Here is a 12,175-nt window from a genome sequence, read left to right as displayed (position 1 = left end):
CTGCCGAACCGGGAGGCTCGGTGATGTTCCCGAATCTGGGAACACCACTGCCCCGGGCGAGCCTCGCCCGGAGCAGTGGCCGGCACTCATTCGTCGGCAGGCTTCTCCAGGATCACCACCGCTTCGCGGGCATCCTTGCGCGGACGCTCGGCGAGCACCGGGAACTGCCCGGTGTGACCGCCGCGAATCTGCGCGAGCTGCGTCACCCGCTTGCGGGCCAGGAACCAACCGCCGACCAGCGCGGGGATCATGATGACGCCCATGGCGATCACGGCTCCGCGCTGCACCTCGTCTTCGCTGAAGGCCATCAGCGCGACAACGGCGACCAGGAACAGCAGGGTCGCGACGCTGGTGTACGGCGCACCGATCAGCCGGAACGAAGGACGCTCGACCTTGCCCTGCTTCGACCAGCGCCACAGCTGCAACTGGCACAGCACGATCGCGGCCCAGGCGAAGATGGTGCCGAGTGCGGACACGTTGATCACGATCTCGAACGCCTTCTCCGGCACCATCGCGTTCAGCCCGACACCGAACAGCGCGATCGCGCCGGTGGCCAGGATACCGACGTAGGGCACGCCGGACTTCGACATCCGGGCGGCCACCGTCGGCGCGCTGCCGTTCATCGACATCGAGCGCAGGATGCGGCCGGTGGAGTACAGCCCGGCATTGAGACTGGAGAACGCGGCGGTGAGCACGACCAGGTTCATCACCGAACCGGCGCCTTCGACGCCGAGCTTGGAGAAGAAGGTGACGAACGGGCTCTCACCGGACTTGAAGGCGGTGTAGGGCAGCAGCAGCGCGAGCAACACCAGCGAACCGACGTAGAACAGCGCGATCCGGGCGATGACGGAGTTGATGGCCCGCGGCATCACCTTTTCCGGGTTCTCCGTCTCTCCGGCCGCCGTTCCGACCAGTTCGACCGCCGCGTAGGCGAACACGACACCGGTGGTGACCAGCACCAGCGACAACATGCCGGTGGGGAACAGACCGCCGTGGTCGGCGATCACGCTCGGACCAGTGGTCTGGCCCTTGATCTCGAACCGTCCCGCGAGGAACACGGTGCCGACGATCAGGAAGGTGACCAGCGCGACCACCTTGATCAGCGCCGCCCAGAACTCCAGCTCACCGAACCATTTGACCGACACCATGTTGATGGCGACCACCAAGACCAGCGCGATCAGCGCGATAGTCCACTGCGGTATGGCCTCGAACGCTCCCCAGTAATGGACATATGTGGCGATGGCGGTGATGTCTACGATCCCGGTCATGCACCAGTGGAAGAAGTACATCCACCCGACCGCGAAGGCGAGTTTCTCACCGTAGAACTCGCGGGCGTAGGACACGAACGATCCCGAGGACGGGCGATGCAGAACGAGTTCACCAAGGGCCCGCAGGATGAAGAACACGAACACGCCGCAGACGGCGTAGACGATGAACAGGCCGGGGCCCGCGCTTGCCAGCCGGCTTCCCGCGCCGAGAAACAGCCCGGTGCCGATGGCGCCACCGATGGCGATCATCTGCAGCTGACGCGGGCGCAGCGACTTGTGGTACCCCGCATCCTCGGCATGCAGCGCGTCGACCGACGTCGCCGGCGTGCCCTGCTCGGGCAGTGCGGCCTGGGCCGGCGCCGAGGTAGGTCGAACAGTGGTCATGGTGATGGCCTTTCCTGTGGCGGCGATCATATCTGTGAGTAATGTACCGTCAAACAACGGTACGTTCAATAGGTATCTACCCGATGTAACCCCCTGTAAACAAAGAACTTTCGAACGAGGTGCCGACGCCGAGCAGTTTGTGCTGGTCATAGCGGATTGATCACGCCGATACCCAGCGGTACGCTATTTGTTGTTGTTCGCGGATGGAGCGCATATGGCTTGGTTCGAACGGGAGTTCATCGCGGTTCCGGAAGCCGCCAAGGGCCAACTCGTCTACAAGTGGCCCGATGTCAACATCCGCCGGTACAGCCGCGCCGTCGTCAATGCCGACCAGACAGCCCTGTTCGTCAAATCCGGTCACGTCGTCGCCGCGATGGGACCGGGCAGGCATCGCATCGACGCCGACGAGCTCCCGGTGCTCGGCGCCCTTGTCGATACGCTGTCCGGCGGAAACTTCTACCGCGCGGAACTGTATTTCGTCTCGACCCGGGAGTTCGCCGGTATCAAGTTCGGCGGTCGGCTGGCCGATATCGTCGACCCGGCCAGCGAGCAGGTGGTGACCCTGCGGGTCTTCGGCGAATTCGCGCTGGCGGTGCGAGATCCGGGCATGCTGATCACCGGGCTCGCGGGCACCGCCGACGTCGCAGACCCGGCCGCCTTGAACTCCTGGTGCGCCGAGCTGCTGCTGAAATCGATGAAGATCGCGGTGACGCAGGGGGTTTCCGGGGGGCAGTGGCCGGTCCTGGGGCTATCGGGGCATCTGTTGCCGATCGAGACGGCCGTATTGCGCCAGACCAACATCACGCTCTACGAGTACGGCCTGCGCATCGTGCGGATGGGTAACTTCGACATCACGCTGGCGCCGGAGGATGCCGAGCGACTCAAACGACTCGCCAAAGACGTCACCTACATCCGGCTCGCCGGAGACTTCCGCACCTACGCCGCCGGAGAGATGGCCCTGGGCGCGGGCCAGGGGTTCGCACAGGGCGCCTCCGGTTCCGATGCCGGCTTCCTCGGCGCGGCCCTCGGCCTCAATGCCATCAACCAGCACACGAGCTCACCGCCGCGGCCCCTGCAACCCGCTCCCCCGCAACCGACACCGCCGCAACCTGCTGCCTTGCCCGCGGCCACCGGCAACCGGACGTGCGCCGGCTGCGCCGCAGAGAATCCCGCGGCCGCCCGCTTCTGTATGGCCTGCGGGCAACCTCTCGCGACCCCACCGCGGCACTGCACGAGCTGCGGCGCGGAACTCGTCGCCACCGCCAAATTCTGTGGTGACTGCGGGTCTCCCGCAGGCCCCTGACACCTCGTCGCTGCACGAGGTGAGCGCTCGAGCCGCTCCGGCGGCCCTCCGCTACCCGGTTCACCCGCCCACCGGAACGCCGATGGCCGACGGCATGTTCGCCGTCGGCCATCGAACCGGCTAGTGCGCCGAATCAGCTCGCGCTAGTCGCCGCCACCACACTGGACTCGCCACCCGCGCTGACCATGCCGCGCACCTGACGCGCCGCGACCGACAGCGTCGCCAGATCGTAGGTACCGGAGTCGAAGATCTCACCGAGCGCCGCCGCGGCCCTGGCCAGACGCGGCCGGTTCGTGGACTCCCAGTATTCGATCTTCTCCGCGACGGTGTCGCCGGGTTCGGTCGCGGTCGACACGTCGAGGGTGAGCAGCCGCAACGATTCGTACAGATCGTCACGCACCGCGAGGCGGGCCAGGGTCGGCCAGCGGTCGCCGTGCTCGAGGTTACCCACCGCGGTGAGCAGCCGCTCGATATCGAGGTGCTCGTTCAGGGCGAAGTAGAGCACCGCGACGTCGTCGGCGTCCCGTTCCGCGATATCCGCGATATCGAGCACATCCAGCAGCGGGAACAGGTGGATCAGCCGGAACACCTCGGTCGCCAGGTCCGGCGGCGCGCCGAGGGCGACGGCGCCCTTGGCACGGGCGGTGAGGTCGTCGGTCAGGTAGCCGGGCATCCAGTCCGCCACTCGACCGGCCAGCGCCATCACCCCGTCACGGTAGCGGGCGATGTCGGCGCCGATGGCGATGGGCTGCGGCCGGTTCAGCAACAGCCATCGAGAGGCCCGTTCCAGGGTGCGGCCGGTCTCCAATTCCAGGGCGTCGCGCGCCGCGGACGGAATGGGCGCGGTGCGGATTCGCTGCCAGATCTCGCGCAACCCGAAGATCTCCACTGCCGCGGTGAAGGCACGCACCGCGTCGTCGGTGGACGCGCCGACCTCCTCGGCCAGACGGAACGCGTAGACGATCCCACCGTAGTCGACCAAATCGTTGACCACCACGGTGGCCACGATCTCGCGGCGCAACGGGTGCCTGCGGATAGCCGATTCGAAACGGGTGCGCAGCGGCGTCGGGAAGTAGCCGGGCAGCACCCCGGCGAACGAGGGACTGTCGGGCAGCTCCCCGGCCAGCAGATCCGATTTCAGCGACAGCTTCACATGGGCCACCACGTTCGCCAGCTCCGGCGAGGTGAGCCCACTGCCGTCGGCGGCCCGCCGCGCCAGTTCGGCATCGGTGGGCAGCGCTTCCAACTGCCGATCGACCCCACGCCGGGTTTCGAGCTCGGTGAGCAATCTGCGGTGCACAGCCGACCGTGCCGCGGCATCGGCCCGGCACAGGCCCATCCGGAAATTCTGCGAAATATTGTCACGCAGCACGAGTTCGGCGACTTCGTCGGTCATCGACGCCAGCAGTTCATTGCGTTCACCCGGATCGAGATCGCCACCGGAGACCACCGCGTCGAGCAACACCTTGATGTTGACCTCGTGGTCGGAGCAGTCCACGCCGGCGGAGTTGTCGAGAGCGTCGGTATTCATCCGGCCGCCGTTGCGGCAGAACTCGATCCGGCCGAGCGCTGTGGCGCCGAGGTTGCCGCCTTCGCCGATCACCTTGGCCCGCAGCTGGTTCGCATTCACCCGCACGGCATCGTTGGATTTGTCTCCGGCGTCGGCATTGGATTCGGTGCTCGCCTTGATATAGGTGCCGATGCCGCCATTCCAGAGCAGGTCGACCGGCGCCTGCAGGATGGCACGGATCATTTCCGGTGGGGACAGGGTCGTGACCGCCGGGTCCAGGCCGAGGGCGGCGCGCACTTCCGCTGAGACCGGCACCGCCTTGGCCGACCGGTCGTACACGCCACCGCCGGCGCTGATGAGCGAGGCGTCGTAATCGGCCCAGGACGACCGCGGCAGGCCGAACATCCGCTTGCGCTCGGCGAACGAGGACGCCGCGTCCGGATTCGGGTCCAAGAAGATGTGCCGATGGTCGAACGCGGCCACCAGACGGATGTGCTCGGACAGCAACATGCCGTTGCCGAACACGTCGCCGCTCATGTCACCGACACCGACGACCGTGAAATCCTCGGTCTGGGTATCGATTCCCATTTCCTGGAAGTGGCGCTTCACGCTTTCCCAGGCGCCACGAGCGGTGATACCCATCGCCTTGTGGTCGTAGCCGACCGACCCGCCGGAGGCGAACGCGTCACCGAGCCAGAAGCCGTAGCTCTTGGCCACCTCGTTGGCGATATCGGAGAAGGTCGCGGTGCCCTTGTCGGCGGCAACCACCAGGTAGGTGTCATCACTGTCGCGCCGAACCACCCGGGCCGGCGGCAACACGGCGCCGCTGGTGTGATCGACATTGTCGGTGACGTCGAGCAGTCCCGAGATGAACGTGCGGTAGCAGTGCACGCCTTCGGCCAGCATCGCCTGCCGATCCGCGGCGGGATCGCCGGTCGCGGCGGGAGGTTGCTTCACCACGAAGCCGCCCTTCGCGCCCACCGGCACGATCACCGCGTTCTTCACCGCCTGCGCCTTCACCAGACCGAGAATTTCCGTGCGGAAATCCTCGAGCCGGTCCGACCAGCGCAAACCACCACGCGCCACCGCACCGAACCGCAAGTGCACACCCTCGATTCGAGGCGAATACACGAAGATCTCGAAGCGCGGCCGCGGCTGCGGCAATTCGGCGATGGCCTGCGGATCGAACTTGAACGACAGGTAGCCGGGGGCATGGCCGTCCTGGTCGCGCCGGAAGTAGTTGGTGCGCAAGGTAGCGGTGATCAATTCGAGCACCGCACGAAGGATTCGGTCGGTGTCCAGGCTGACCACCGCGTCGATCTCCGCGCGCAATCGCCCGGAGATCTCGCTGATTCGGCTCTCCGATTCGCTGCCCGCCGAATCCGGATCGAAGTACGCGTCGAACAGCTCGATGAATGCCGCGGCCAAGGCCGGATGGGCCAGCAACACCCTGGTGATATTGCCGAAGGTGTAGGCGAATCCCGCCTGCTGGAGGTACTTCGCGTAGGCCCGGAGCACCGCGATCTGGCGCCAGTGCACGCCCGCGCGCAGTACCAGCTCGTTGAGACCGTCGACTTCGGCCTCGCCGAACCACATGGCCGCGAAGGCTGCCGGGAATCGGTGCCGGATACCGGAGGCCTGTTCGCCCGCCGGGCTCAGCAGATCCGCTTCCATCTCGGAGTCCAGCGAATCGCGGAGCACCGATGCGGGCACCCGCAGCGCGAAATCGTAGATCCAGCGCAGCGGGCCGTCCTGGCGAGTGATCCGGTACGGACGCTCATCGACCACCTCGACCCCGAGGCTGTGCAGCACCGGCAGCACCCGGCTCAGTGATACGCCGGCGCCGGCCACATAGAGGGTGAACCGCCACTCCCCCGAGGGCGCATCATCGAGCCGGTACAGCGTGGTGTCGATCTCGCCGTCACCGAGCCCCTCCAGCCTGCGCAGATCCGCCAGCGCCCGATCGGCGCCGAACTCCTGCTGATAACTCGCGGGGAAGGCGTTGGCGTAATCGGTCGCGACGGCGCGGGTGATACCTTGCACACCCGCCGCTGCCGCCACCACCCGGTCCGACCAGGTGCGTGTGGTCGCGAACAGGATGTCCTGCACCCGTTCGCGGTTGGCCTCGGACAGGTCGGCCGCCGCGCCCGCCGCGCGATGCACCGTGAAGTACACGACCGCGAGCTCGGATTCGGTGACCCTCGCCGAATAGCTGATCTGGTCACCGGCGAACTCGGCGAGCAGGATGTCCTGCATCCGGAGCCGGACTTCGGTGGAGTACCGATCGCGGGGCATGTACACCAGGCAGTAGATGGCACCGCTGCGCGCGTCCTGGCGCAGGAACAACCGGATCTGACGCCGCAGTCCGAGATTCATGACCGCCGAGACGGTTTCGAAGAGCCTGCGCGCGTCGGTGGAGAACAGCTCCACCCGCGGGAAGGTCTGCATCACCTCGAGCATGCCCTGACCGGAGAACGAATTCAGTTCGAACCCGGCCCATTCGATGACCTGATGCACCCGGCGCGAGATGACCGGGATATCGAGGATGTTCTCGTGCAGCGCCGTCACGGTGAAGGTACCGACGAAGACGTGCTCACCCTTGACCGCCGCGACCGTATCTCCCGAGGCGCCCGCCCGACCGGGATCGGTGGTCGCGTATTCGGCCACACTGATGAAGTACAGATCACGCGAGCCCGGGATCAGCGAGTCCACTGTGCCATTGGCGAGCCGCAGCACCGGACGCTTGGCACCGAGCACCGGCACAGGGATCTCGGCGCCGGAACCATCACGCAGAACGCCGAGTCCGGTACCCGGGACCGGCCACATGCCGAATTCTGCGTCGGGGGTCGGGCTGGTGCGGCGCATCCGGTAATCGCTGTAGCCGAGCACCGTGAAATGGCCGTCGGCCAGCCAGCGCAGCAGGCGCGCGCATTCGGAGATCTCGGCGTCATCGGCCCATTCCGCGGTCCGGTCGAGACGGTCGGCCAGCGAGGTCATCGACTCGACCATGGCGGGGGTGTCGTCGGTGACCGAGCGCAGATCGCTCAGGACCTGCGGCAGGGCCTGCTCGATCCGATCGAGGGTCTCGCCCGTGACGGTGGGGTCGAGTTGGACGTGAATCCAGGATTCCGGGTAGCTGTGCGCGTCGGCGTGATCGCGGCCGTTCCCGTCGCCGTCGCGCGGGGCGATTGCCCGCAGTTTGCCCTTATCGTCGCGGGTAACGTCGAAGACCGGGTGGACCACCTCGCCGACAGAGGCGCCGAGGCGGCTCAGCGCGGAGGTCACCGAGTCGACCAGCAGCGGCATATCGTCATTGACGATCTGGATCGCCACACCGAGTCCGCATCCGTCCTCGGCGCGGTACACGCGCGTGGAGACCGTGCCTGGCGCGCGCTCGAAGGCGAGCTCGAGGTGATGGCGCAGGATATGCCCGGCCCGGTCGGTTGTCGTGAGAGTCGACGAATCCGATTGGATCCAGCGGAAATACGCGGCCTCCAGCTCCGATGGATCACCTCGGAACCGCTTCGTTGGGGAAATCGTGTCCTGAGTGGTTGTCACCGTCGACCTGCGCCTTCCGCTGTTCGTGTGGTTGTACCGATTGCCAATTTACCTATTTAACGTACCGTTGTACAGCGGTACGTTAACTGTGGCGAATAGCCAGTTGGTGCAGCGCGCGATCTGCGCTCACCGAGTGAGGCCCGATCGGGCCAAGAAGGTCTGCGCGGCCGATGACCCGGCGAACGCGCCGGTTTCGAGTACCAAGCCGGCCCGGGTATCGGCATATCGAATCGCCGCCGAAGAGCTGATCGCGGCGAATACCGCATCGTCGGCGACAACCATGCCACCCGCCCCGCGCCATTGCGCGACAGTCGTTTCGGCTCGGTCCGGCGATACCGTCCGGATGGTGAAGATCAGATCCCGGCCTGCGGTGATCTCACCCCACAGCAGCGAACTGCCCGCGTCGAGCACGCAACGGTCCGACGACGGATCGGACTCGGCGCGTTGACATGTCGCCGCGGCCCGTAGCTCAGCCACCGCGCCGCCGACTCCGTCGGCGCCTGTCGGCCCGCCGGCAGGCAGCGGCATCGAGCATGAGCGGGTCATCAGGACGACGATGAACACAAGCGCTGCCACCCCAACGGCCGCGACGGCACGCCACTGCCATGCCGGGTGACGTCCCGCCATTTCTTCGATCCGTGTCGACACCGCGCGCGTCACGCCGACAGCCTCGCCCACCGCCTTACCGGCCGCGTGCTCTGCCGTCGCTTCCCACCGCGCGGCCGTGCCCCCGATGGACTTCGAATCGGCGGTGGGACCGGATGGTCCCGGCTCGGCCTGCGGTTGCGCCGTCACAGTGACGGCCGACAGCGGTGCACCGCAATTGCCACACCGCGGGCTCGGCGCGCTCTCGCGATGCGCGCAGTACTGGCAGATCAGCTCGGAAGTACCGGGCATGGCACCACTCACCGTCCGGTGATCACGATCGAGGAGATCGCGGTGGTGTTCACCGTCGCATCACCGGTGGATTCCAGGACCGTCAGCACGATCTGCGAGGCTCGCACCGGCGGATCCAGCGTGGTGACCACCAGAGTTCGCTGGTCGAGCGTGTCCTGTGTCAGCACGGTCGCGTCGTTGTCGTCGAACTGATACGACACCCGGCTCACCGTGCGGTATTTCGACCACTGGTCGGTGCCGTCGGTGCCGACGTGGTCCCACCCCGGCACGATACCGATGGACTGGATCTCGTAGGTCTTGCCGAGGTCGATGCGCAAGATCTGGCCGTCGACCTTGTATGCCCGCGCACACGACCAGGCCTTACCCGGTTCGCCGGAGAAGGCGTCCATGCCATCGGTGCCGCCGGGCGGGCAGTGTGATTCCGCCGAACGGGGCTCGATGGGTCCCGCACCACTGTCGGCGGGCGCAGAGGTGGGCGCGGGCTCGGTCGCCGTTGGAGGAGGCAGGACCAGCACCTGGTCCTGCGGCTGCTTCTCACCGCCGGTGAGAATCAAGATCAGCACCAGTACCACGGCCAGAACGCCGCCCACCGCCATCGCGACCTTGGGCTTGCGCAGTTGCGCGAGCGCATCCCGCAGCATCGCCTCGCCGGGCGGTCGTTTGGCACCGGTGGGCGAGCTCGGCCGATCCGGTGCCGCGGATTCCGCGTGCTGTGCGGCTTCGGTGTCGCGGGCGGTTGCGTTCAACCGCGACGACGCCATTTCGGCGTACTCGTTGGAGTAGTCGGCGGCCGGGCCGCCGGACGGGTGCCCGTTCAGGAGTGCGTTGATACGGTCGCTGGCCCGCTGACCACCGGCCGGTCGCGAGGGAGCGGGCGCGGAGGTCGTCGGGTCGGGGCCGACCGGCGGCAGATCGAGCAGCGCTGCGTCGATGTCGAAATTACCGCCGGAGCCGGGCGCGCTCCGTGCGCCGGCACTGTCGTCCGACGTTCCGAACGACGGATCCGAGAGCAAGGCGTCGAGCACCGCACCCCGATGGCGGAGGAAGACGTCTGCCGGGTCCTCGTCGGGCATGATCGGATCGTATCCGTCCGCGCCTCACCGGACCGGCAGGCTATTCCCGCTGCCGAGAAGGCTCGGTCAGAGCTATTTCTCCGCAGTGACGAAGTACTCCGGCGGCACATCGAACACCCGGGCGAGCGCGATGATCAGATCGAGCCGTGGGATCGCCTGGCCATGGATGAGCCGGTACAGACCCGACTGCGAGACCGGCACATCCGGGTAGGCCAGCTCGAGATGCTGTGCGAGTGAATACAGCGTCAGCGACCGCGTCGAACCGTCCTCGGTCGACACCACCGATTCCGCGATGAGTTCGGAGAGCCGACGGGAAAAAATCACCGCCGCGGCCTGCCTCGGAGTGAGTTCGCCGGTCTCGGCCTGGTGCTGCGAGGAGTTGTCATCCGACCGGGAGTCCGCTGCCACGCTGATGGACCCTACCGTTTCCATCCGTCAACTCACGCGACGGCCACCAGGTTGTGGTGGAATCGTCACTGGCACGGGGACCGAGCTGGTGCCCGTGTTCGGCTGCTCTACCGGGTCGAAGTAGCGCGTCTCGCCACGCGGTTCGATCAATTCGACCCGCACGGTGCGCATGGGAATGCTCACCTCTACCGCCGTTGCGCTGACCTGGTCGATGGCCAGATCCGCGGTCCGTCGGCGTGGCCCGCCCGGATCGGCGATGGTGACCGTGGTCGGCGCGGACGACGCACGTAGCGGCATCTGATCGAAGACCGCGATCGTGGCCGCTGCGGTATCGGCACCGGAATCGCCGTTGCCGTTCGCGGTGGCGCCGTCGGGATCGGCCAACCGCAACGAACGCGCGTCACCAACCGCCGCGACCAGCTGACGCCAGCGCTGCGGACGCGCGGTATGGATCTCGACGTCCGCGCCCACGACGGTGGCCCGCAGCACGATCTGCTGCGCGACCGACAGCTCGGCGTGCACGTCGATGGTCCGTCTGCGCGGGTTGTAGCGTGCCGGATCGAACAGCGCCAGTGCCAGCGTGTGGCGAGGCTGTCCGCTGATGGCGCCGAGGATCTGCCCGTTGGGGCCGATCGCGATCGTCAGGCTGTTCAGCAGGTCCTCCGGGAGGATGTCTGCGCCGGTCTCGTCGCTCGGTAGCTCGCGCACCGACGTCGCTCCCGGCAACGTCGCCATGAGCGCGGTGGACTGCCTGCCTGGCACCAATCGCAGATAATCCGGCAGCGAATCGGTCACAGCGGGCCCGACGAACCGAACCAGTGCGCGTGGTTCGACGCCCTTGCCCAGGCTGACGACAAGGGTGGTGCGGCCGCTGTTCCATGCCCAGCAATCATCGAGCCCGGCACCGTCGAGGCGGGTCCAGTCGATGAGGAAACTGGTGACGTAACGGCCCGGCGCCGGCGATTCCAGCCGACGCCAGCTCTCCCGCAGGTCCGTCAGCTCCACTCCGGCGTGCAGGGTGCGAGTCGCGTCCCGCAACGCGGCCGCCGGCAGTGCGTGCGCGGAGATGCCTCGCTCCCGCAGCCGTCCGGCGATCCGGTGCGCTGCCGTCGCGAGCGCCTTGGGAGCGACCACCGCGCACGGCCCGCGTTTGCTCAACGCGGCGAGATTGCGTTCCTGATCGAGCCGGACCACCAGCCAGGTCATCCTGTTGCCAACCACCGCATGGGTGCCGATCAGCTGGTCGTAGAGCATGCTGTAGCTGCCCGTCGGACGGATGCGCTGGCCGGTGGTGACGATATCGATATCGATCGCTATGCCGTATTGGTCCAGCATCGGCACCAGCGCGTCGACGGCGACGGTGTCCTCGGTGTAGATGGTCCGGTCCGCGATCACCGTCGGCAGATCGAGATTGGGCGCCAGTTGGATCATCGCGATCAGCGTGTTTCCGGATTCTCGGATGCCACAGGTCCCCGCGGCGACTTCGATATCGCGCGCCTCGGTCATCTCGGTGCGTGCCCGCGCGCGGCGGCTACGGCCGAACCGGTACTCGGTCCAGTCGAGCAACCATCGCACGGCTGTGCGGCCGTTGACCCGAACGGTCACCGTCACCAGCAGCACGGTCACCACCACCGCACTCGCCCACCACGGCGTCGTCGCCCACAGCGCGACCAGGCCTGGACTGCCGCCGATCGCGTAGAAGGCGAAAGGTCCGCGTTCTACCTCCCCGACCCGGATGCTGGGAAACTTCACTCGCGCCTCCGGTTCGCCTGAC

The 12,175-nt window shown here is 67.0% G+C and carries 7 protein-coding genes; 1 reads left to right on the top strand and 6 read right to left on the bottom strand.

Features of this window, described 5'->3' with window-relative positions:
- Window positions 1-86: 86 nt before the first annotated feature.
- The gene (locus RJ05_RS07000; protein WP_036534616.1) at window positions 87-1,652 is read right to left on the bottom strand and encodes an amino acid permease; all 1,566 of its coding nucleotides are present in this window, start codon (window positions 1,650-1,652) and stop codon (window positions 87-89) included.
- 214 nt (window positions 1,653-1,866) lie between these two features.
- Here RJ05_RS07000 and RJ05_RS06995 point away from each other — a divergent pair, with 214 nt between their 5' ends.
- Window positions 1,867-2,955 carry an SPFH domain-containing protein gene (locus RJ05_RS06995; protein WP_036534613.1) on the top strand — a complete coding sequence of 363 codons (1,089 nt, stop codon included), beginning with the start codon at window positions 1,867-1,869 and terminating at the stop codon, window positions 2,953-2,955.
- Window positions 2,956-3,088: 133 nt separating this feature from the next.
- Here the strand turns inward: RJ05_RS06995 and RJ05_RS06990 are convergent, their stop codons facing one another.
- The 5 genes from RJ05_RS06990 to eccE all read right to left on the bottom strand — a co-directional run.
- Window positions 3,089-8,023: an NAD-glutamate dehydrogenase gene (locus RJ05_RS06990; protein ID WP_249040573.1), complete on the bottom strand. Its 4,935-nt coding sequence runs from the start codon at window positions 8,021-8,023 to the stop codon at window positions 3,089-3,091.
- A 126-nt stretch (window positions 8,024-8,149) separates the two neighbouring features.
- Window positions 8,150-8,920 carry a hypothetical protein gene (locus RJ05_RS06985; protein WP_036534519.1) on the bottom strand — a complete coding sequence of 257 codons (771 nt, stop codon included), beginning with the start codon at window positions 8,918-8,920 and terminating at the stop codon, window positions 8,150-8,152.
- 8 nt (window positions 8,921-8,928) lie between these two features.
- Complete coding sequence (locus RJ05_RS06980) at window positions 8,929-9,993, bottom strand: discoidin domain-containing protein (RefSeq protein WP_036534517.1); 1,065 nt, start codon at window positions 9,991-9,993, stop codon at window positions 8,929-8,931.
- 72 nt (window positions 9,994-10,065) lie between these two features.
- On the bottom strand, window positions 10,066-10,401 hold the full coding sequence (locus RJ05_RS06975; protein WP_249040572.1) for a helix-turn-helix domain-containing protein: 336 nt from the start codon (window positions 10,399-10,401) through the stop codon (window positions 10,066-10,068).
- Window positions 10,402-10,428: 27 nt separating this feature from the next.
- A partial coding sequence (gene eccE, locus RJ05_RS06970; RefSeq protein ID WP_306306376.1) for a type VII secretion protein EccE occupies window positions 10,429-12,175 on the bottom strand: 1,747 nt, incomplete at its 5' end.

This window comes from Nocardia cyriacigeorgica NBRC 100375 (assembly GCF_000308555.1).
GTDB lineage: Bacteria > Actinomycetota > Actinomycetes > Mycobacteriales > Mycobacteriaceae > Nocardia > Nocardia cyriacigeorgica.
The sequence above is the reverse complement of the archived record's forward strand: the minus strand, read 5'-3'. Positions and strand labels throughout refer to the sequence as shown.